The following is a 21,540-nucleotide window of genomic DNA, read 5'->3' as shown; positions in this document are numbered from 1 at the left end:
ACATGAAACGGACAAAATCCATTAATCACGCGTCGTTCCGCAAAAGCTGGAACGCCCGTCATCTCACCCCTGTTGCGCTGGCGGTCACCGCGGTCTTTATGCTGGCAGGCTGTGAGAAAAACGACGAAACGGTTTCGCTGTATCAAAATGCAGACGACTGCTCTGCGGCAACCGGTAAAGCCGCCGAATGTAAGACGGCCTACACCAATGCCCTGAAAGAAGCGGAACGTACCGCGCCGAAATATGCCTCACGCGAAGACTGCGTGGCCGAGTTTGGTGAAGGACAGTGCCAGCAGACGCCTGCTCAGGCGGGCACGGCGCCAGAAAATCAGGCGCAGGCGCAGTCCAGCGGCAGCTTCTGGATGCCGCTGATGGCTGGCTACATGATGGGCCGCCTGATGGGTGGCGGTGCGGGTTATCAGCAGCAGCCGCTGTTTAGCTCGAAAAACCCGGCCAGCCCGGCTTATGGCCAATACACCGATGCCAGCGGCAAAGGCTACGGCGCAGCTACCCCAGGCCGCACCGTGACCGTACCGAAAACGGCAATGGCACCGAAACCGGCCACCACCAGCACCATCACCCGCGGCGGATTTGGTGAGTCTGTGGCGAAACAGACCAGCATGCAGCGTAGCGCGACAGGCACCTCTTCTCGCTCAATGGGCGGCTGATCATGGAACGAGTCAGTATTACCGAACGCCCGGACTGGCGCGAAAAAGCCACCGAATACGGTTTTAACTTCCACACCATGTACGGTGAGCCGTACTGGTGTGAAGACGCCTATTACAGGCTGTCGCTGGCCCAGGTTGAAAAACTGGAAGCGGTGACGGCCGAGCTGCACCAGATGTGCCTGAAGGTCGTGGAAAAGGTTATCGACAGCGACGCGCTGATGACAAAGTTCCGCATTCCAAAGCACACCTGGGGCTTTGTACGTCAGTCGTGGAAAACGAATCAGCCTTCGCTTTACTCTCGTCTTGATCTGGCATGGGACGGCGTGGGTGAACCTAAGCTGCTGGAAAACAACGCCGATACGCCGACCTCCCTGTACGAAGCGGCGTTCTTCCAGTGGATTTGGCTGGAAGACCAGATGAACGCCGGAAACCTGCCGGAAGGCAGCGACCAGTTCAACAGCCTTCAGGAAAAGCTGATCGAGCGTTTTGCCGAGCTGCGTGAACAGCATGGCTTCAACCTGCTGCATCTCGCCTGCTGCCGCGACACGGAAGAAGACCGTGGCACGGTTCAGTATCTGCAGGACTGTGCGGCCGAAGCGGAAGTGGCGACCGAGTTCCTCTATATCGAGGATATCGGCCTGGGTGAGAAAGGCCAGTTTACCGACATGCAGGACCAGGTGATCAGTAACCTGTTCAAACTCTACCCGTGGGAATACATGCTGCGTGAGATGTTCTCCACCAAGCTGGAAGATGCGGGCGTACGCTGGCTGGAACCGGCCTGGAAGAGCATTATCTCCAACAAGGCCCTGCTGCCGATGCTGTGGGAGATGTTCCCGAACCACCCGAACCTGCTGCCGGCCTATTTTGCGGAAGATGATTACCCGCAAATGGAAAAATATGTCGTGAAGCCTATCTTCTCTCGCGAGGGGGCAAACGTCTCCATTATTGAAAACGGTAAAACGCTGGAAGCGGTTGAAGGACCTTACGGCGAAGAAGGGATGATCGTCCAGGAGTTCTATCAACTGCCGAAATTTGGCGACAGTTATACGCTGATTGGCAGTTGGCTCATCAACGATCAACCAGCCGGAATTGGCATCCGCGAAGATCGCGCGCTGATCACGCAGGATCTGTCACGGTTTTATCCGCACATCTTTATTGAGTAAGGCTGCGGCCTGATGCCCTCACCCCGGCCCTCTCCCACAGGGAGAGGGAGTAAACACCAAAAACGGCAACCTGACGTTGCCGTTTTGCTTTTATTATCCCACCTGCACCGACAGCATACTCAAACTTCCCATCTCAATACCGTCAACCGGGATCGTAATCGGCTCTTGTCCATCCCATGCGCCAAGAACGTACAGCAGCGGCAGGAAATGCTCCGGCGTCGGGTTAGAGAGCGAACCGCCCTCGTGATCCAGATAGTTCACCAGCGGATGCTCCTCCACCGGGCCCTGCCAGGACAGGTTCGCTTTTACAAAGTCGTTAAACGATGTTGCCCACGGGTACGGGGTATTTTCACCGTGCCAGCGTGCCGTGCGAAGGTTATGCACCACGTTGCCGCTCGCCACCAGCATGATGCCTTCATCACGAAGCGAAGCCAGCTTGCGCCCCATCTCCATGTGCCAGGCGGCCGGTTTGGTGCTGTCGATGCTCAGCTGCACCATCGGGATATCCGCATCAGGGTACATTTTGATCAGCACGCCCCACGAGCCATGGTCAAAGCCCCAGGCTTCTTTATCCAGCGCGACCGGGACAGGTGCCAGCAAATCAACCAGCTTTTGTGCCAGCTCAGGCGAGCCGGGGGCCGGATAATGTGTGTCATACAGCGCCTGCGGGAAGCCGCCGAAATCATGAATGGTTTTTGGCGTTTCCATGGCGGTCACGCCCGTCCCACGGGTAAACCAGTGTGCAGACACCACCACAATCGCTTTTGGACGCGGCAACGTTTCGCCCAGATGATGCCATGCGCGGGTATAGACGTTATCTTCCAGCACGTTCATGGGGCTACCGTGGCCTAAAAACAGGGCTGGCATACGGGAAGTAGTCATGGTGATATCCTTACAGAAGGTGTCAATTTAATGGTGCTACATTACGCGCAATCGGGCCAGGATGAACGCTGATAAGCGTGAAGATCATCATCAGGAAATTTGAATGTAAGGAATGTGTAAAACAGCGTTCCCTCTCTCGCTTTACGCGTAGTGAATCATTAGGATTAATGAGAATCATTATCACAAGGAGCAATGCATGTCAGTCCCCTTGATCCTGACCATCCTGGCGGGCGCCGCAACCTTTATCGGTGCACTCCTCGGCGTGCTTGGCCAGAAGCCGTCTAACCGCGTACTGGCCTTTTCACTGGGCTTTGCTGCCGGGATCATGCTGCTTATCTCCCTGATGGAGATGCTCCCCGCCGCGCTGGGCACAGAGGGCATGTCTCCGCTGCTGGGTTACGGTATGTTTGTCTTTGGCCTGCTGGGGTACTTTGCTCTTGACCGTATGCTACCGCACGCGCATCCGCAGGATTTAATGCAGAAAAACATTACCCCCATGCCGCGGAATATTAAGCGCACGGCGATTCTGCTGACGCTGGGCATCAGCCTGCATAACTTCCCGGAAGGGGTCGCCACCTATGTGACGGCCAGCAGTAATCTTGAGATGGGCTTCGGCATCGCGCTGGCGGTCGCCTTACACAATATTCCTGAAGGACTGGCCGTTGCCGGGCCGGTTTATGCCGCCACGGGTTCAAAGCGGACGGCCGTGTTTTGGGCAGGGATATCCGGCATGGCAGAAATTCTTGGCGGCGTGCTGGCCTGGCTGATCCTCGGCAGCCTGGTCTCGCCTGTTGTGATGGCGGCCATCATGGCAGCGGTGGCCGGGATTATGGTCGCGCTTTCGGTGGATGAACTGATGCCGCTGGCGAAAGAGATTGACCCGAACAACAACCCCAGTTACGGCGTGCTGTGCGGAATGTCGGTGATGGGGTTCAGCCTGGTATTGCTGCAGACGGCAGGAATTGGGTAAAAAAACGCCGGGATGTCCCGGCGTTTTATCATCAGCTGGCTTTGCGCTCGTGCGCCTGACGATACTCGATCAGATCTTCAATCGTCACGACCGGCATGTTGTGCAGACGTGCGAAGGTGATGCACTCTGGCGCACGCGCCATGGTGCCGTCGTCGTTGGTCAGTTCACACAGCACGCCAGCGGGTTTGAAGCCTGCCAGCGTCACCAGATCGATGGTCGCTTCGGTGTGACCACCACGGGTCAGCACGCCGCCCGCCTGCGCACGCAGTGGGAAGACGTGGCCAGGACGGTGCAGATCGGAAGGTTTTGCGTCATCGGCGATGGCGGCACGGACAGTGGTCAGACGGTCAGCCGCCGATACACCGGTGGTCACGCCATGCGCGGCTTCGATGGTCACGGTAAAACCGGTTCCGAAGGCGCTGGTGTTGTTCTCAACCATCATTGGCAGCTCAAGCTGCTTACGACGGTCTTCAGTAATACACAGGCATACGATGCCGCTGCCGTGACGGATGGTCAGCGCCATCTGTTCAACGGTCATGTTTTCGGCGGCGAAAATCATGTCGCCTTCGTTTTCACGGTTTTCATCGTCAAGCACCATCACACCGCGACCTTCGCGCAGCGCATCCAGTGCATGTTCAACACGTTGAGTTGAAGTGCCAAAAGAGGAAAGTAGCGTCTGATTCATGGTAAAAAAACCTCATTAACATTATGGTTACCAGAATCAGGGCAGTCTTAGGAGCGCCGTATTATAAGCGGCAAAAAGATAACGTGAGCGGGCCCATGCCCGACTGGATCGTTACTCTCTCCCATCCGGACTCTAACCGTCGGCCCCGGAATTACACCGGATCTGCTGACCTTTGAGAATGCACCCAAAGCGCTCGCGGGCTTTCAGCGTGACGCTGATTTACCGCCGGTGGGGAATTTCGCCCCGCCCTGAGAATAAGCGAGATAACTATAACGCTATTGATTAACCTGGGCAATGCATAAGCATCAAACAATTTTGTTTACCCCGGGCATGACGCGCTACAATGGACACTAACACCTTTCCATCAAGGGAAACGACAATGATTGACCCGAAAAAAATTGAGCAGATCGCGCGTCAGGTTCATGAATCCATGCCAAAAGGCATTCGTGAATTTGGTGATGACGTTGAGAAGAAAATCCGCCAGACGCTGCAGGCGCAGTTGGTTCGCCTTGATTTAGTCAGCCGCGAAGAGTTTGACGTGCAGACGCAGGTGCTGCTGCGCACCCGCGAGAAGCTGGCGCTGCTGGAACAGCGTCTGACCGAGCTGGAAAACCGTAATACGCCGGAAGAAGTGAAGCCGGCCCCGGCGATTCCGCCGGTGGATGACCAGGCCTAAAATCAATGCAAAACGGCAACCTCGGTTGCCGTTTTTTAGGTTTGCGCCCTCTCCCGGTGGGAGAGGGTTGGGGTGAGGGCATCAGCCCGCACGGACTACTGACTGTCTTTCTGAATCTTCTTAATGATGTTGGTGGTTGAACACCCGTCTTCAAAGTTCAGCACCATCACTTCGCCGCCGTTGGCCCAGACCTCTTCGCTGCCCGCGATTTGCTCCGGTTTGTAATCCCCGCCTTTCACCAGCAGATCCGGCAGAATTCCGGCAATCAGGCGCTGCGGCGTGTCTTCCTCAAATGACACCACCCAGTCCACCGCTTCCAGCGCGCCGAGGACGATCATGCGCTGTTCCAGCGGGTTCACCGGGCGCGTTTCGCCCTTCAGACGTTTCGTCGAGGCATCGCTGTTCACCGCCACAATCAGGCGATCGCCCAGCTTACGCGCATTCGCCAGATAAGAGACATGGCCCGCGTGCAGGATGTCGAACACACCGTTGGTCATCACCACTTTCTCACCGCGCTTGCGCGCAGCGGCGACGGCCACTTTCAGCTCGTCTTCGCTCATGACGCCAAAACCGGTATCGGCACGACCGCGTACCGCGTTTTCCAGCTCAATGGGCGAAACGGTAGAAGTACCGAGTTTCCCGACGACTACGCCTGCCGCCGCGTTGGCAAAATAGCACGCCTCTTCCAGAGAGTTACCCGCGGCCAGGGTTGCCGCCAGCACGCCAATCACCGTATCACCGGCACCGGTCACGTCGTACACTTCCTGCGCCTGAGTCGGCATATGCAGCGGCGCTTTACCCGGTTGCAGCAGGGTCATCCCCTGCTCGGAGCGGGTGACCAGCAGCGCAGACAACTCGAAGTCAGCAATGATTTTCATGCCGCGCTCGACGATCTCGGCTTCGGTCTTGCATTTGCCCGCCACCGCTTCAAACTCAGAGAGGTTAGGCGTCAGCAACGTTGCGCCACGGTAACGCTCAAAGTCCGTCCCTTTCGGGTCGATCAGCACCGGCACATTGGCTTTGCGCGCCAGCTGGATCATCGTCTGCACGCTCGCCAGCGCGCCTTTGGCGTAGTCGGACAGCACCAGCGCGCCGATATTGCTCAGCGCCTGGTTGATGCGCTCGTGCAGCGGCTCAGGATCAACCCCTTCGAACCCTTCTTCAAAGTCGAGACGGATCAGCTGCTGGTTACGCGACAATACGCGCAGCTTGGTAATGGTCGGGTGTGTCGGAACAGAAACGAAGTCGCACTTCACGTTCACGTCCGCCAGCGACTTGCTCAGCGCGCGCGCCGCATCGTCAATGCCGGTCAGGCCCACCAGACGCGAATGCGCGCCCAGAGAAGCAATGTTCATCGCCACGTTTGCCGCGCCGCCGGGACGCTCTTCAATGGTGTCGACCTTAACCACCGGTACCGGTGCTTCCGGAGAGATGCGGCTGGTCGGCCCATACCAGTAGCGATCCAGCATCACATCCCCAACAACCATTACTCCAGCACGTTCAAACTCTGGCAGTGTTACTTTCATTCCTGACTCCAGAAAGATTCACAATTTTCGCGCGATAATATCACACTTGTTTTGTTACGCACGGTTCCACCAGCCACTTCTGCCAGCTGGCCGTTACCTGAGCGCGTTCAGCGGTGAAACAGTCCAGCGCCACATGCCCTGGCTGCTCCTGCAACGCCAGATGATGAAGTTCATCGCGCAGCGTGGTGTAGGCGCGGGTTAAGGCCAGCGCCTCCTGCTCGTCCATGATGTCGTTTTGCGCCAGCAGTTCCAGAATGCGCACGTTATCCGACCAGCGCGTCAGCTTCGGCCTGTCGTGCGCGTGGAGCAACACCAGATACTGGGTAATAAACTCGATATCGGTAATACCGCCCTCGTCGGCTTTGATATCAAAGCGATCGCGGTGTTTATTGCCCAGATGCGCGCGCATTTTTTCACGCATCTCGCGCACTTCGGTCTGCAGCGTACTGCCCTCACGCAGGGTGGTCATGACCTCCTTACGGATAGCGTCGAACTGCGTTTTGAGCTGCGGATCGCCATACACCACGCGGGCGCGCACCAGCGCCTGATGCTCCCACGTCCAGGCTTCATTCTTCTGATAATCGGCGAAGGATTCCGTCGAGGTGACCAGCATCCCCGCCGCACCGGACGGGCGCAGGCGGGCATCCACTTCATACAAAATGCCCGACGAGGTGCGGGTACTGAACAGATGCATGATGCGCTGCGCCAGACGCAGGTAGAACTGACGCCCGTCAATCTCGCGCTCGCCGTCGGTCATCACGTCGACCGGGCAGTCGTGCAGGAAGATCAAATCCAGATCGGAGCTATAGCCCAGCTCCCAGCCGCCGAGCTTGCCGTAGCCTACCACCGCGAAGCCGCGACCTTCACGATCGGCCAGATGTTTCGGCTGGCCGTAGCGCGCCACCATCTGCACCCATGCCTGCTGTACCACCGCGTCGATGATCGCTTCCGCAAGCCAGGTTAAGTGATCGCTCACTTTCATCACCGGCAGCGTGCCGGCGATATCCGCCGCCGCCACGCGCAGCATCTGCGCCTGCTTAAACTGGCGCAGCGCCTCCAGCTGTTGCTCCTCGTCCTCTTCCGGCACGCGCAGCAGATACTGACGCAGCTCGTCCCGATAGGCATCGGTTGCCGTCGGCTGATAGAGGGTATTTGGATCAAGCAGCTCATCCAGCAGCAGCGGGTAACGCGCCAGCTTGTTGGCCACCATCGGCGAGGCGGCACAGAGCGTAATCAGGTGCTTCAGCGCGCCGGGGAACTCGCTCAGCAGTTCAAGATAGGTGGTGCGCGTGATAATGCCACTTAGCAGCGGCATCATGCGTGACAGGGGCACCGGCGCATCCGCCCGCGAACAGACCTCGCTCAGCAGGTGCGGCATCAGGTGATCCAGCACCTGACGTCCGCGCGGCCCAATGGCGCGTTTGTTCAGTTCGAGACGGAAATCGGCAATCAGCGCCACCACGCGATGGCGCGCGTCGTCGGTTAAGTGCGTCAGCACCGGCGTGGTGTCATCCTCCTGGAGCGCGTCCTGCCACAGCTCGCGCCAGTGTTCGGAAAGCGCATCGTCCTGCGATTCGCTTTCATCATCACCGATCAGCTCGTTAAAGATTCGGCGCACGCCTGCCATATGGGCATCGAGTCGTTCGGTCAGCGTTGACCAGTCGTCCACGCGCATTCCCCACGCCAGACGCGCCCGGTTAAGGTCATCGCCCGGCAGGGTCTGGGTCTGTTCGTCATTGATGCTTTGCAGCAGGTTTTCCAGACGACGCAGGAACAGGTAGGCCTCGCGCAGAGTGTTCGCATCGCCGTCCGGCAGAAGGTGCAGTTGCTCAATCGCTGACAGCGTCGGCAGCAGCGAGCGGGACTGTAGCGACGGCTCTCGTCCGCCGCGAATTAGCTGGAAGACCTGAACGATAAATTCAATTTCGCGGATGCCGCCTGCGCCAAGCTTGATATTGTCCTTCAGGCCGCGGCGGCGCACCTCACGGGCGATCATCCCTTTCATATTACGCAGGGACTGGATGACGCTGAAATCGATATAACGACGGAAGACAAACGGGCGCAGCATGGCGCGCAGCTCGTTGGCATAGGCATCGTCGCTGTCGCCCATGATCCGCGCTTTGACCATCGCGTAACGCTCCCAGTCGCGCCCTTGCTCCTGGTAATAATCTTCCAGCGCCGCAAAGCTCAGCACCAGCGGGCCGCTGTCGCCAAACGGACGCAGGCGCATGTCCACACGGTAGACAAACCCGTCCTGGGTGGGTTGATCCAGCGCCTTAATCAGACGCTGACCGAGGCGGGTAAAGAACTGGGCATTGTCCAGCTCGCGACGCCCGCCGCGCGTAGAGCCGTTCTCCGGCCAGGCAAAAATCAGATCGATATCGGAGGAGAAATTCAGTTCGCAGCCGCCCAGCTTGCCCATCCCCAGGATCAACAGTGGCTGAGGAACCCCTTCCTCGCTGCACGGCGTGCCCCACTCTTTACAGCAGGCGGCGTAGAGCCAGTCTCGCGCGGCGACAATCAACGTTTGCGCCAGCTCGCTTAACTGCTGCAGCGTGCTCTCTTCACTCACGATTTCCAGCGCCTGAGCCCAGGCAATGCGCACCATCACCCGACGGCGGAACTGGCGCAGGACGCGCATCAGCGCAGCCTCATCCGCAACGTCTTCGAGTGCAGTCTGCAGCCAGCCAGCATAGTGCCGCCACTCATCTGCCTGCGGCGGTGCGTTTTCAAGTTCCGCCAGCCAGTCCGGATTGGCGGTAATACTTTCCTGCACAAAGTCACTGAAGGCGAGCACGCTCTTCGCCTGTTCGCTTAACGATGACGCCGGTAATGACTCAGGCAGACGTTCGCAAACGGTCTGCCACTGCTGCTGTAACTGCGAAGAAAGCGGCATTTTAGGGGTTCCTTGCCAGAGTTAACGTTTTCCGCTGTGCAGCCAGAATGGCTCCTGCGAAATGGCCTCGTTACGGAAATGCTCTATCTCAATATGCTGACGGGTTTCAATGGCATGCTTCAGCCCCTGCCAGTTTTCCAGCCACGCCTGCGCCTTTGGACCGTCGTAAGCACCAGAGAGGAGCAGCATGCTGTCGATGTTGCGCGAAAGACGAGGGAGCTGATCGCCATACCGATCGCCCAGCGGATAGGCAAAGGTGTTTTTCAGCTCGGCGGAATGACGGGAGAGATGAATATCCGCAAAACGCTTAAAGTTTTCCGCGATTTTGGCCTGCGCTTTCGCATCCAGGAAAGCGCGCCAGCCGCGCGTCACCAGGAACTCGGTCAGTGCGAGTTTTGCCGTTGCGGTTTGCGGGCTGTAGATCGCCGTTTGCGCCGAGACGTCGGAAAGCATCAGCGTTTCGGTTTGCGTCAGCAGATCACGTAAGTGAGCGCTCGCTTTTCGAGGAACGATGCCGCCGAAGAGCGCCAGGGTATGGCGCACCAGGGCAATAGCCGACAGCACGTGGTATTTGGCGTGTTTCACGTTTCGCACCCACAGCTCTTCATGGTACTGCCACTGAGAAAGCGCCAGTTCCAGTGCGGCTTCCAGTCCCTGCTCAACGCTGGCTTTCGGCGCAACATGCAAAATGGTTGTCTCTTTCAGCGCACGTGGCGCATTCCCGGCGGCCAGATGGTAGCCCCGCGCGGCTTTGCTCAGGCTCCCCTGGCGCAATCCGGACTGGTTCACCAGCTTGCGCGCCAGCTTCAGCACATCGTTCGCATCCCCTTCCAGCAGCTCAAGCTCCAGTTCGCAAATCGGCTCCTGGAACTCACCCGCCTTCACATCACCCAAATCAAGGGCGATTTCAATGCGGCTTTTGCCTTCTGTCACCAGCCATTTTTCGCGCCAGAAATCGGTGCTGAACAGCGGCTGTACCTGTTCCGCGAGGGTGGAAGGCAGCGCCCCTTCTGGCCAGACTTCGGCCGGGAAACGTTCCAGCTCAAGTTCTGGCTTATTGATGTCGATATTATATTCCGGACGCTGATGTAACCCGCCGACCACGCGGCCGGCAATTTTCATCGTCATCTCGTAGCGTCCGCTTGCGCCACGGATGCGCAGCCCCATATCGTGGCGGCGCAGCCAGTTGTCTGGCGTTTCGTAATAGATATTAAGCAGTTGTACCGGTGCATGGTGTTCGCCGGAAAGCGTATGCAGATGCTGGCGGAGTGCGTCAACGCTGTCTTTTTCGACGATAAATTTTAATTCGATTTCCTGAGCCATAGCCTTGTACTTTTGCGGGCGTCACAGACGCGTCAATGAGGGCGAACTTCCTCGCCATTTATTTGTCAGTACATAGTATTTTGCGCCAAATTGCCATGCAATGAGCAATTTGACGGGCGTAAATGTGTAGAGTCGTGACACAGATGATTCTGATTGCTGACGAATGCTTTGCGTAGAGACACTGTTGCCACTACTATCGTTCCACTTTTTATGAAAATAACGACTAATGATGCTTAAATTACGCCTGATTGGACTTACTTTACTCGCTTTTAGCGCCGCAACCGCCGTGCACGCTGAAGAGAAGCGTTACGTTTCTGACGAACTGAACACCTGGGTACGCAGTGGCCCCGGAGATAATTATCGCCTCGTGGGCACGGTAAATGCCGGCGAGGAAGTGACGCTGTTACAGACCAACGCGGAGACCAATTACGGTCAGGTTCGCGACAGTTCCGGCCGTACGTCCTGGATCCCGCTGAAAGAGCTGAGCACCGTGCCAAGCCTGCGCACCCGCGTGCCGGATCTGGAAAACCAGGTAAAAACTCTGACCGACAAGCTGAACAACATCGACGGCACCTGGAACCAGCGCACCGCTGAAATGCAGCAGAAAGTGGCGCAGAGCGACGGGGTGATTAACGGTCTGAAAGAAGAGAACCAGAAACTGAAAAACGAGCTGATTGTCGCGCAGAAGAAAGTGAATGCCGCCAATCTGCAGCTCGATGACAAACAGCGCACCATCATCATGCAGTGGTTTATGTATGGCGGCGGCGTGCTGGGCGTAGGTCTGGTGCTGGGTCTGGTTCTGCCGCATCTGATCCCAAGCCGTAAGCGTAAAGACCGCTGGATGAACTAATTCGTCTTCTCTGCCAGACTTACGTATTATCCTGGAAAAGAGAAAACAGGAGTGTAAGGCGTGAAGAGTTATCTGGTCGGTGGTGCGGTACGAGATGCGTTGTTAGGTCTGCCGGTCAAAGATAAAGACTGGGTGGTGGTAGGCGCCACCCCGGAAGAGATGCTCGACGCGGGCTACCAGCAGGTAGGCCGCGATTTTCCCGTGTTTCTGCACCCGCAAAGCCGCGAAGAGTACGCTCTGGCGCGTACCGAGCGGAAATCGGGCTCGGGCTATACCGGATTCACCTGCTATGCCGCGCCGGACGTGACGCTGGAGCAAGACCTTCTGCGTCGCGATCTCACCATCAACGCGCTGGCGCAGGACGAGAACGGCCAGATCGTTGACGCGTATGGCGGCCAGGACGATCTGCGCAACCGTCTTTTACGTCACGTCTCCCCGGCGTTTTCTGAAGATCCGCTGCGCGTGCTGCGCGTGGCGCGCTTTGCCGCACGGTACGCTCATCTCAGCTTCCGGATTGCCAATGAGACAATGGCGCTGATGACCGCCATGACCGAAGCCGGCGAGCTTGCACACCTGACGCCAGAGCGCGTCTGGAAAGAGACGGAAAATGCCCTCACCACCCGCAACCCGCAGGTCTTTTTCCAGGTTCTGCGCGACTGTGGCGCGCTGAAGGTGCTGTTTCCGGAAATAGACGCGCTGTTTGGCGTCCCCGCGCCGGCGAAATGGCACCCGGAAATTGACACCGGCGTGCATACGCTGATGACGCTCAGCATGGCGGCCATGCTGAGCCCGGACGTGGACGTGCGCTTTTCCACCCTGTGCCACGATCTGGGCAAAGGCTTAACGCCAAAAGAATTCTGGCCTCGCCATCACGGTCATGGCCCGGCGGGGGTGAAGCTGGTCGAGGGGCTGTGCCAGCGTCTGCGCGTCCCGAACGAGATCCGCGATCTGGCGAAACTGGTGGCCGAGTTCCACGACCTGATTCACACCTTCCCGATCCTGAAACCGGCCACCATCGTCAAGCTGTTCGATAACATCGACGCCTGGCGCAAACCCCAGCGCGTGGAGCAGATCGCGCTCACCAGCGAGGCTGACGTGCGCGGGCGCACCGGGTTTGAAGCCTGTGACTATCCGCAAGGGCGCTTGCTGCGGGCGGCGTGGAACGTGGCAAAAGCCGTGCCGACGAAAGACGTTGTCGAGGCGGGATTCAAAGGACCGGAGATTCGGGAGGAGCTGACAAAACGGCGAATTCAGGCGGTATCAGACTGGAAGGAAAAGCATTGCCCTCAGCCAAAAGACTGAGGGCAGTCGGTCAGAAGAAGACCACGTACACCGCAGCCGCGACGATAAAGCGATAGATCGCGAACGGAATAAACGAGATACGCTTAATCAGCTGCAGGAAGGTTTTGATGGCAATCAGCGCCACGATAAACGCGGTGATGAAGCCAACGGCGAACATCGGAATGTCGCCGGTGGTCAGGAAACCAATGCTTTTATAGAGGTCAAGCGCGGTGGCGCCCATCATCATCGGCACGGCCAGCAGGAACGAAAACTCTGACGCGGCGTAACGGCTCACGCCCATCAGCATCCCGCCGGAAATGGTGGCACCAGAACGCGAGAAGCCCGGCCACAGCGCCAGACACTGGAAGCAGCCAATGATAAACGCCTGACGATACGTCATATCATCCAGACCTTCCGCGCGCGGCGTTTTTGGCTTCAGCACTTCCGCGGCGATCAGCAGGAAGCCCCCTACCACCAGCGCGTACATCACGTTAATCGGGTTGAACAGTGATTTAATGGTGTCGTGGAATACCAGCCCCAGCACTACCGCCGGGAGCATGCCGAGCAGAATATGGATAAGCGTCAGACGGCCGGTACCTTCACCTTCGCGCTGAGGAAGACGACCAAAGTGGATCCCGATCAGGCCAAACAAACGACGCCAGAACATGACCACCACGGCCAGAATAGAACCCAGTTGAATGACCACTTCGAAGGTTTTTGCGGTATCGCCTTCAAAGCCCAGCAGATGGCCAACGATAATCATATGGCCGGTACTGGAAACCGGTAAAAACTCCGTCAATCCTTCGACCACACCCAGTATTGCCGCCACCAGCAGCGAGTGCATATCGCTCATCTATAAACCCCTAAAAAGATATAAAAAAACGGTGCCCCATACGGACAACCGATAAAGATACAGTCCTGAGACCGGTATAACCTAAAATGGTTTAGCTATTATGACGTTAAATCTTCCCTTTCAGATTTGTGCCACGCTCGATGATGACCCCCACATTGGCGGCACGCGCCACCGCGCCCGGCTTGCTCAGTTTGATACGCACCCACGGTGAGTTGAATTTACTCAGCAGCAGTTCCGCGACCTCTTCCGCCACCCGCTCGACCAGCGCAAAACGTTGCCCTTCAACGTGGGCGATGACCGTTTCACTGATGTCGGCATAGCTCAGACAGTCATTCACGTCATCACTTTTTGCCGACTTGCGGTTATCCCAGCCCATTTCGATATCGAACACCAGCTTCTGCTCGATGGTCTGTTCCCAGTCGTAAACACCAATTGTGGTGATTACCGAAAGTTGCTCTATAAATACAATATCCATCACGACCTGCCTGCTTTTTGGCTAAACCGGATACCACTTCCGGCGAATTATGCGTATTATCCACAGATGCTGAGAATACAGATACATTTTCAAAACGGAACAGCGTTATGAGTGCAATCGCGCCTGGAATGATCCTCCTCGCCTACCTTTGCGGCTCAATCTCCAGCGCCATTCTGGTCTGCCGCATTGCCGGGTTACCTGACCCGCGTGAAAGTGGTTCCGGGAACCCGGGAGCGACCAACGTACTACGAATTGGCGGCAAGGGAGCAGCCGTAGCGGTTTTGGTTTTTGATGTTCTGAAAGGGATGCTACCCGTCTGGGGCGCGTATGCGCTGGGCGTCACGCCGTTCTGGCTGGGGCTGATTGCGATTGCCGCCTGCGTTGGCCACATCTGGCCCGTATTCTTCGGCTTTAAAGGTGGTAAAGGCGTGGCGACGGCCTTTGGTGCCATTGCGCCTATCGGCTGGGATCTGACCGGCGTGATGGCAGGTACCTGGCTGTTGACCATTCTTCTCAGCGGCTATTCGTCGCTGGGCGCCATCGTCAGCGCGCTGATCGCGCCGTTCTACGTCTGGTGGTTCAAACCGCAATTTACCTTCCCGGTGTCGATGCTCTCCTGCCTTATCCTGCTGCGCCATCACGATAATATTCAGCGCCTGTGGCGTCGTCAGGAGACCAAAATCTGGACGAAGCTCAAGAGGAAGAAAAAAGACGCTCAATAAGGTTAGTTATGCCTTATAGCCAAATGTGATTTTGGTCACCTTCTGCCTGTGGTAACTGTTAGAGACACAACACAACCACATCAGAAGAAAATGGCAGACATTACAGACACCACTCCTCTTTCAACACCACGCCACGCAGCGGATGGCGATATCCAGTGGGTGCGCAGCGCCGCTGACGTTTCGCGGCTGGTCAATCACGGTTCGCAGGGACGGGCCAATGCACGCATCGTTATCGGCATCGCATTGGGCGGTATTTTTCTCGATGCCTACGACCTTGGTGCGCTGGCGTTCGGTATCAAAGACATCACCCGTGAATTTAACCTCACGCCAGCAGGCACCGGCATGGTGGCCTCGGCCATTACCTTTGGGGCCATTGTCGGGGCGCTGCTCGGCGGTTATCTTACGGACAAAATTGGCCGCTACCGGGTCTTTATGGCCGACATGCTCTTCTTCGTGGTGGCCGCTATTGCCTGCGCGCTGGCACCTAACGAATACGTGCTGGCGGGCGCCCGGTTTGTCATGGGGCTTGGGGTCGGGATCGACCTGCCCGTGGCGATGGCCTTTTTAAGCGAGTTTGCCAGGCTGAAAGGCCCGGGAAATAAAGCCTCCAGCGTCGCGATGTGGTGCCCCACCTGGTATGCCGCCATCAGCGTCTCCTATCTGCTGGTGCTCTTCTTCTACGCCGTGCTGCCGGAAAGCCACAGTGACTGGCTGTGGCGCCTGATCCTCGGTTTTGGCGCGGTGCCGGCGCTGGTGATTATTGCTATTCGTAGCCGCTATATGAGCGAATCGCCGGTCTGGGCGGCGAATCAGGGCAACCTGAAAGAGGCGGCGTCGATTTTACGCCAGTCTTATAACATCAATGCCCACGTACCGCAGGACGCGCTCAGCCAGCCCGCACCTGTCGTCAATAAAGCAAAATGGGCAAACTACCTGAACCTGTTTCGCGGCATCTATTTACGCCGTACGACGCTCGCCACGCTGCTGTCTGTGGTCTCCTCCTTCGCCTATAACGCCGTGGCGTTTGGTCTGCCGGTGATCATCTCCAGCTTCTTTGTTCAGTCGATGCTGACGACCATTCTGATTTCCCTGGTGCTTAACCTGCTGTTTGCCTTCGTCGGCGGGCTGCTGGCGGTACGCTACGTGCCGCGCTTCGGTGCCTGGCGGATGTCGCTTGCGGGCTACGCCTGCCAGTTGGTCGCGCTGCTCGGGCTGGCGCTGGTGGGGCGGCCTGAAGGCGCAACGGAAGGTGTGGTCGCCGTCGGCATGCTGGCCCTGTTCCTGTTCGGCCAGGGCTTTGGTCCGGGTGCGCATACCATGACGTTTGCCTCCCTGAGCTACCCGACCTCGCTGCGCGGCGTCGGCGTGGGTCTCAACCAGACGCTGATGCGCAGCAGTTCCACGCTGTCGCTGTTCCTTTTCCCGCTGCTGGTCGCATCCCTTGATACCGCCGTGTTCTGGGTGATTGCGCTGGCGCCGTTTATCGGCCTGGCCTCGCTGCTGGCGATCCGCTGGGAGCCGTCCGGGTATGACGTGGATGCGGAGGATTACCGCTAGTCTCATCGCCTTTCTTGCCGGGTGGCGCTGCGCTTACCCGGCCTGCATTAATCATATGAGCCGGTTTTTATCCATAAGCGACTCATATGACAGCCTTCAATTCTGCCAGGGCATACTGAAACGACCCCGATGATGAGCAGATGGATGCAGCATGTTAGCAGCTCAGGTCACTGATAATACGTATAAAGGCTGGCAGGCGTCGCTTGCCCTGCAGTTTTGTCACACCCCTGAGAAAACCCTCCTGCACTCCGCTCATCACCTCGGGCCGCTAACCGTTCAGCGACCGTTTTATCCTGAAGGTGAAACCTGCCACCTCTATCTGCTGCACCCACCAGGTGGCGTTGTGGGCGGCGATACACTGGACATATCTGTCCGGCTGGACGCCAACAGCCACGCGCTCATCACCATGCCCGGCGCCAGTAAGTTCTATCGCAGCAGCGGACCGCAGGCCCGTCTGAACCAACACTTTTATCTTGATGAAGACGCCACGCTGGAGTGGCTGCCGCAGGACACCATTATCTTTCCCGGCGCCAATGCCGCGCTGCGTTCCGTCTTCCACCTCAAGGCCTCCAGTACACTGCTGGCGTGGGAGTTGTACTGCCTGGGGCGTCCGGTGATCGGTGAGACCTTTAGCCACGGCACGCTGGAGAGCCGCCTTGAGGTGTGGGTCGACGACGAACCGCGCCTGATTGAGCGTCAGCATCTCAGCAACAGCGATCTCACGCCCGTTGCCGGGCAACCGTGGCTCGGCACGCTGCTGTTCTATCCGGCCAGAGAAGAACATCTCGACGCGGCGCGGGTGCTGCTCGCCCCACTGGATACGTTTGCGGGCGCCACGCTCACGGACGATCTCATGTCGGTGCGTTTTCTCTCCCACGACAACCTGATTTGTCAGCGGGTGATGCGCGACATCTGGCAGTCGCTTCGCCCGCTTCTCACCACCAAAACCGCCTGTTCGCCGCGTATCTGGCAGACATAAGAGAAACGTTATGGAACTGACCCCCAGAGAAAAAGACAAGCTGTTGCTGTTCACCGCCGCGCTGGTTGCCGAACGCCGCCTTGCGCGCGGAGTAAAGCTCAATTACCCGGAATCGGTCGCGCTGATCAGCGCCTTCATTATGGAAGGCGCGCGCGATGGCGAAACCGTCGCCGCACTGATGGAGGCGGGCCGCCACGTTCTGAGACGTGACCAGGTGATGGAGGGCGTACCGGAGATGATCCCGGATATTCAGGTGGAAGCCACCTTCCCGGACGGATCCAAGCTCGTCACCGTCCATAACCCGATCGTCTAAGGAGCGCGTGATGATCCCAGGTGAATACCAGATCAAGCCCGGTACTCTCGCCCTCAACGTCGGGCGAGACACCCGGCGTGTCATTGTCGAAAACCACGGCGACAGGCCGATCCAGGTCGGGTCGCACTACCACTTTTACGAGGTCAACCCGGCGCTGAAGTTTGACCGGGAGGCCACCCGTGGCTACCGGCTGAATATCCCGGCGGGTACCGCCGTGCGCTTCGAGCCCGGCCAGAAGCGTGAAGTGACGCTGGTGCAGGTAACGGGCGCGCAGCGCATAGTCGGTTTTCGCGGTGAGGTAATGGGAGAGGTGAAACATGGCTGAGATTTCGCGCCAGGCTTACGCCGATATGTTCGGCCCAACCACCGGCGATAAAGTGCGGCTGGCCGACAGCGAGTTGTGGATCGAAGTAGAAGACGATCTCACCGTCTACGGCGAAGAGGTCAAGTTCGGCGGCGGGAAGGTGATCCGCGACGGCATGGGCCAGGGGCAGATGACCGCAGACGACTGCGTGGATCTGGTGCTGACCAACGCGCTGATTGTCGATCACTGGGGGATCGTGAAAGCCGACATCGGCGTGAAGAACGGGCGGATCTTTGCCGTCGGCAAAGCCGGTAACCCGGACATTCAGCCCGGCGTAACGATCCCGATTGGCGCCGCGACGGAAGTGATCGCTGCCGAAGGGAAGATCGTCACCGCCGGCGGGATCGATACTCACATCCACTGGATCTGTCCGCAGCAGGCGGAAGAGGCGCTGGTCTCCGGCGTCACCACCATGATCGGCGGCGGCACCGGGCCCGCGGCGGGCACCAACGCCACCACCTGCACGCCCGGCCCGTGGTATATCGCCCGCATGCTACAGGCTGCGGATACTCTGCCGGTAAACATCGGTCTGCTCGGCAAGGGCAACGGTTCAAACCCCGACGCGCTGCGCGAGCAAATCGCAGCCGGCGCCATTGGGCTTAAGATCCACGAGGACTGGGGCGCGACGCCTGCGGCGATCAACTGCTCGCTTGAGGTGGCTGAAGAGATGGATATTCAGGTGGCGCTGCACAGCGACACGCTGAACGAGTCCGGTTTTGTGGAAGACACGCTGGCCGCCATTGGCGGACGCACGATCCACACCTTCCACACCGAAGGGGCAGGTGGCGGCCATGCGCCGGATATTATCACCGCCTGCGCGCACCCGAATATTCTGCCCTCCTCCACCAACCCGACGCTGCCCTACACGGTGAATACCATCGACGAGCATCTCGACATGCTGATGGTGTGTCACCACCTCGATCCGGATATCGCCGAAGACGTCGCCTTTGCCGAGTCGCGCATTCGCCGGGAGACCATCGCCGCCGAAGATGTGCTGCACGATATCGGCGCGTTTTCTCTCACCTCGTCAGACTCTCAGGCCATGGGTCGCGTGGGAGAGGTGATTATCCGCACCTGGCAGGTGGCGCACCGCATGAAGGTCCAGCGCGGCGCCCTGCCGGAAGAAAGCGGCGATAACGACAACTTCCGCGTGAAGCGCTATGTCGCCAAATACACCATTAACCCGGCTCTGACCCACGGTATCGCCCATGAGGTGGGTTCGATTGAGGCGGGCAAGCTGGCCGATTTAGTGGTCTGGTCCCCGGCGTTCTTCGGCGTAAAACCCGCCACCATCGTCAAGGGCGGAATGATCGCCTGCGCGCCGATGGGCGATATCAACGCCTCCATACCCACCCCGCAACCGGTCCACTATCGCCCGATGTTTGGTGCGCTGGGTGCCGCGCGCCACGCCACGCGGCTGACGTTTGTCTCGCAAGCCGCTGACGCGCGGGGCATCCCGCAGCAGCTCAACCTGCAGAGCGCCACCGCGGTGGTGAAAGGCTGCCGGACGGTGAAAAAGTCGGACATGATCCATAACGGCCTGCAACCAAATATCACCGTCGATTCGCAAACCTATGAAGTGCGCGTTGACGGTGAACTGATTACCAGCGAACCGGCTGAGGTTCTGCCGATGGCGCAACGCTATTTCCTGTTTTGAGGAGTGATGATGATCTATTTAACCCAACGCCTGGACCATGCGCACCCGATTACCGCCAGCGTCACGCTGCCGATTGACGTGCGGGTGAAAAGCCGCGCCCGCGTGGCGCTGAACGACGGCCGCGAAGCCGGACTGATGCTGCCGCGCGGTTTACTGCTGCGCGGCGGCGACCTGCTCAGCAACGACGACGGCAGCGAGGTGATCGAAGTGATCGCCGCCCCGGAGTCCGTCTCCGTGGTGCGCTGCGCCGATCCGTTCCTGCTCGCCCGCGCCTGCTACCACCTGGGCAACCGCCACGTGCCTTTGCAGGTGATGCCCGGCGAGTTGCGCTACCACCACGATCATGTTCTCGACGACATGCTGCGCCAGTTCGGGCTGGAGGTGACGTACGCCACGCTGCCGTTTGAACCGGAAGCGGGCGCGTATGCCAGCGATGCCCACAGCCATAGCCACTCTCACGCCCATTCACACTAAGGATTACTCATGCGCACGTTACTTCCCCTGTTACTGCTGGCCTTTTCGGTTCCCGCGCTCGCCCATCCTGGCCACGGCGCCGACAGCTTTCAGGCTGGTTTCTTCCACCCGCTGACCGGGCTCGATCATCTGTTGATGCTGACGGGCGCCGGCGTGCTTTCGGCGCTGAGCGGCCGCAAACTGCTGCTGCCGTTTGCCACCCTCGGGATGATGCTTGTCGGCGCCGTGGCGGGTAGCCTGCTCGGCGGCTTTAGCGGCATGGAGATGCTGATTATCGCCTCGCTGGCGGTCTGCGGCGTGATGATGTTTAAAACCGAAAACCGCCTGCTGCTGGCGGTGCCAGCCCTGGCGATGTTCCACGGCTGGGCGCACGGCGTGGAGATGTCCGGCCATAGCTTCTGGCTCTTCACCAGCGGGTTTATGTTCGCCAGCGCGACCGTACTGTGCGCCAGTTTCGCCGCAGGCTTGCTGCTGCGCCGACACGACGGTCTGCGCAAAACCTTCGGCGGCGGGCTGATCGTCTCTGCCCTGCTGGCGCTGATGAGCTGATGGAGCATTCCCGCCAGTGGCTGCGCCTGATGCAGCTCTCCAGCAGCAGCCTGCCGGTCGGGTCGTTTACCTGGTCGCAGGGGCTGGAGTGGGCCGTGGAAGCAGGCTGGATCACGGATGCCGACGCCTTTAAACGCTGGCAAACGCAGCAGATGGAGCAGAGCTTTTTCTGCGTTGACCTGCCGCTGTTTGTCCGGCTGTACCGGGCCTGTGAACAAGGCGACCTTGCGGCAGCAAAACGCTGGACGGCTTACCTTCTCGCCTGCCGGGAAACCCGTGAATTGCGGGAAGAAGAGCGCAATCGCGGTGCCGCCTTTACGCGTCTCATTAAAAGCTGGGAGCCGGACTGCCCGGCCCGGTGGCAGGCGCTGTTTATGCAGAGCCAGCTCTGCGGCATGGCGTGGCTCGGCGTACGCTGGGGCATTGGCGTGCGCGAGCTGGCCCTGAGTCTCGGCTATAGCTGGATTGAGAGCGCGGTAATGGCGGGCGTCAAGCTGGTGCCGTTTGGGCAACAGGCCGCGCAGCAGCTGATCATTGCGCTGAGCGACCATTTTGCGGCCGGGCTTGAACAGGCTTTTTTACGTGGCGACGACGAGCTGGGGGCGGCAGCGCCGCTTTCCGCCATCGCTTCTGCCCGCCACGAAACACAATATTCACGACTTTTCCGTTCCTGAGGA

The 21,540-nt window shown here is 58.7% G+C and carries 22 protein-coding genes and 1 riboswitch; of the genes, 15 read left to right on the top strand and 7 right to left on the bottom strand.

Annotation, left to right across the window (positions count from 1 at the left end; genetic code table 11):
• Positions 1 to 2 precede the first annotated feature (2 nt).
• Entirely contained in the window at positions 3 to 668 is a 666-nt protein-coding gene (locus tag GM298_RS08410) for a DUF1190 family protein (RefSeq protein ID WP_025758515.1), read from the top strand.
• Between the two features lie 2 nt (positions 669 to 670).
• Positions 671 to 1,831, top strand: a complete 1,161-nt coding sequence (locus GM298_RS08405) for a glutathionylspermidine synthase family protein (protein ID WP_025758516.1) — start codon at positions 671 to 673, stop codon at positions 1,829 to 1,831.
• Positions 1,832 to 1,924: 93 nt separating this feature from the next.
• On the opposite strand, the gene ygiD is transcribed toward GM298_RS08405, so the two are convergent.
• A complete protein-coding gene (ygiD, locus tag GM298_RS08400) occupies positions 1,925 to 2,713 on the bottom strand; it encodes a 4,5-DOPA dioxygenase extradiol (RefSeq protein ID WP_025758517.1) in 789 nt (262 codons plus the stop codon).
• Between the two features lie 196 nt (positions 2,714 to 2,909).
• Between ygiD and zupT the strand changes: the two genes are divergently transcribed.
• Complete coding sequence (zupT, locus tag GM298_RS08395; protein WP_025758519.1) at positions 2,910 to 3,683, top strand: zinc transporter ZupT; 774 nt, start codon at positions 2,910 to 2,912, stop codon at positions 3,681 to 3,683.
• A 31-nt stretch (positions 3,684 to 3,714) separates the two neighbouring features.
• Here zupT and ribB read toward each other — a convergent pair whose 3' ends face one another.
• Complete coding sequence (ribB, locus tag GM298_RS08390; protein WP_008502964.1) at positions 3,715 to 4,368, bottom strand: 3,4-dihydroxy-2-butanone-4-phosphate synthase; 654 nt, start codon at positions 4,366 to 4,368, stop codon at positions 3,715 to 3,717.
• A 109-nt stretch (positions 4,369 to 4,477) separates the two neighbouring features.
• Positions 4,478 to 4,628: riboswitch (FMN riboswitch) on the bottom strand.
• A gap of 119 nt (positions 4,629 to 4,747) precedes the next feature.
• Between ribB and ubiK the strand changes: the two genes are divergently transcribed.
• A complete protein-coding gene (ubiK, locus tag GM298_RS08385; protein ID WP_013098757.1) occupies positions 4,748 to 5,044 on the top strand; it encodes a ubiquinone biosynthesis accessory factor UbiK in 297 nt (98 codons plus the stop codon).
• A 95-nt stretch (positions 5,045 to 5,139) separates the two neighbouring features.
• Here ubiK and hldE read toward each other — a convergent pair whose 3' ends face one another.
• The 3 genes from hldE to GM298_RS08370 are packed head-to-tail and all read right to left on the bottom strand — an operon-like array spanning position 5,140 to position 10,789.
• The gene (gene hldE, locus GM298_RS08380) at positions 5,140 to 6,570 is read right to left on the bottom strand and encodes a bifunctional D-glycero-beta-D-manno-heptose-7-phosphate kinase/D-glycero-beta-D-manno-heptose 1-phosphate adenylyltransferase HldE (RefSeq protein WP_059384898.1); all 1,431 of its coding nucleotides are present in this window, start codon (positions 6,568 to 6,570) and stop codon (positions 5,140 to 5,142) included.
• Between the two features lie 40 nt (positions 6,571 to 6,610).
• Positions 6,611 to 9,466, bottom strand: coding sequence for a bifunctional [glutamate--ammonia ligase]-adenylyl-L-tyrosine phosphorylase/[glutamate--ammonia-ligase] adenylyltransferase (gene glnE / locus GM298_RS08375; RefSeq protein ID WP_266153927.1), 2,856 nt, complete (start codon positions 9,464 to 9,466; stop codon positions 6,611 to 6,613).
• Between the two features lie 21 nt (positions 9,467 to 9,487).
• Complete coding sequence (locus tag GM298_RS08370) at positions 9,488 to 10,789, bottom strand: inorganic triphosphatase (protein WP_266153926.1); 1,302 nt, start codon at positions 10,787 to 10,789, stop codon at positions 9,488 to 9,490.
• A gap of 229 nt (positions 10,790 to 11,018) precedes the next feature.
• Between GM298_RS08370 and GM298_RS08365 the strand changes: the two genes are divergently transcribed.
• Positions 11,019 to 11,639, top strand: a complete 621-nt coding sequence (locus tag GM298_RS08365; RefSeq protein ID WP_025758524.1) for a TIGR04211 family SH3 domain-containing protein — start codon at positions 11,019 to 11,021, stop codon at positions 11,637 to 11,639.
• 60 nt (positions 11,640 to 11,699) lie between these two features.
• Entirely contained in the window at positions 11,700 to 12,941 is a 1,242-nt protein-coding gene (locus tag GM298_RS08360; RefSeq protein ID WP_266153925.1) for a multifunctional CCA addition/repair protein, read from the top strand.
• Between the two features lie 10 nt (positions 12,942 to 12,951).
• Here the strand turns inward: GM298_RS08360 and bacA are convergent, their stop codons facing one another.
• On the bottom strand, positions 12,952 to 13,773 hold the full coding sequence (gene bacA, locus GM298_RS08355; RefSeq protein WP_045285916.1) for an undecaprenyl-diphosphate phosphatase: 822 nt from the start codon (positions 13,771 to 13,773) through the stop codon (positions 12,952 to 12,954).
• Positions 13,774 to 13,879: 106 nt separating this feature from the next.
• Positions 13,880 to 14,248 carry a bifunctional dihydroneopterin aldolase/7,8-dihydroneopterin epimerase gene (gene folB / locus GM298_RS08350; RefSeq protein ID WP_025758528.1) on the bottom strand — a complete coding sequence of 123 codons (369 nt, stop codon included), beginning with the start codon at positions 14,246 to 14,248 and terminating at the stop codon, positions 13,880 to 13,882.
• A gap of 107 nt (positions 14,249 to 14,355) precedes the next feature.
• Between folB and plsY the strand changes: the two genes are divergently transcribed.
• The 9 genes from plsY to GM298_RS08305 all read left to right on the top strand — a co-directional run bounded on the left by plsY (position 14,356) and on the right by GM298_RS08305 (position 21,537).
• Positions 14,356 to 14,970, top strand: a complete 615-nt coding sequence (gene plsY, locus GM298_RS08345) for a glycerol-3-phosphate 1-O-acyltransferase PlsY (RefSeq protein WP_025758529.1) — start codon at positions 14,356 to 14,358, stop codon at positions 14,968 to 14,970.
• A gap of 90 nt (positions 14,971 to 15,060) precedes the next feature.
• Positions 15,061 to 16,527: an MFS transporter gene (locus tag GM298_RS08340; protein WP_047959483.1), complete on the top strand. Its 1,467-nt coding sequence runs from the start codon at positions 15,061 to 15,063 to the stop codon at positions 16,525 to 16,527.
• Between the two features lie 151 nt (positions 16,528 to 16,678).
• Positions 16,679 to 17,506 (top strand): urease accessory protein UreD, encoded by an 828-nt coding sequence (locus tag GM298_RS08335; RefSeq protein WP_266153924.1) that lies wholly within the window; start codon positions 16,679 to 16,681, stop codon positions 17,504 to 17,506.
• A 10-nt stretch (positions 17,507 to 17,516) separates the two neighbouring features.
• On the top strand, positions 17,517 to 17,819 hold the full coding sequence (locus GM298_RS08330) for an urease subunit gamma (protein WP_025758533.1): 303 nt from the start codon (positions 17,517 to 17,519) through the stop codon (positions 17,817 to 17,819).
• A 10-nt stretch (positions 17,820 to 17,829) separates the two neighbouring features.
• On the top strand, positions 17,830 to 18,144 hold the full coding sequence (locus tag GM298_RS08325; protein ID WP_025758534.1) for an urease subunit beta: 315 nt from the start codon (positions 17,830 to 17,832) through the stop codon (positions 18,142 to 18,144).
• A complete protein-coding gene (gene ureC / locus GM298_RS08320) occupies positions 18,137 to 19,840 on the top strand; it encodes an urease subunit alpha (RefSeq protein WP_266153923.1) in 1,704 nt (567 codons plus the stop codon). The genes GM298_RS08325 and ureC overlap by 8 nt, the downstream gene beginning before the upstream one ends.
• A 9-nt stretch (positions 19,841 to 19,849) precedes the next feature.
• A complete protein-coding gene (ureE, locus tag GM298_RS08315) occupies positions 19,850 to 20,314 on the top strand; it encodes an urease accessory protein UreE (RefSeq protein WP_025758536.1) in 465 nt (154 codons plus the stop codon).
• 9 nt (positions 20,315 to 20,323) lie between these two features.
• Positions 20,324 to 20,863 (top strand): HupE/UreJ family protein, encoded by a 540-nt coding sequence (locus tag GM298_RS08310; RefSeq protein ID WP_025758537.1) that lies wholly within the window; start codon positions 20,324 to 20,326, stop codon positions 20,861 to 20,863.
• Positions 20,863 to 21,537, top strand: a complete 675-nt coding sequence (locus GM298_RS08305; RefSeq protein ID WP_128339709.1) for an urease accessory protein UreF — start codon at positions 20,863 to 20,865, stop codon at positions 21,535 to 21,537. Before GM298_RS08310 ends, GM298_RS08305 begins: the two co-directional genes overlap by 1 nt.
• The last annotated feature ends 3 nt before the right edge of the window (positions 21,538 to 21,540 follow it).

It is taken from the genome of Enterobacter sp. HSTU-ASh6 (assembly GCF_026319105.1).
GTDB classification, from domain to species: Bacteria; Pseudomonadota; Gammaproteobacteria; order Enterobacterales; family Enterobacteriaceae; genus Enterobacter; species Enterobacter sichuanensis.
The sequence above is the reverse complement of the archived record's forward strand: the minus strand, read 5'-3'. Positions and strand labels throughout refer to the sequence as shown.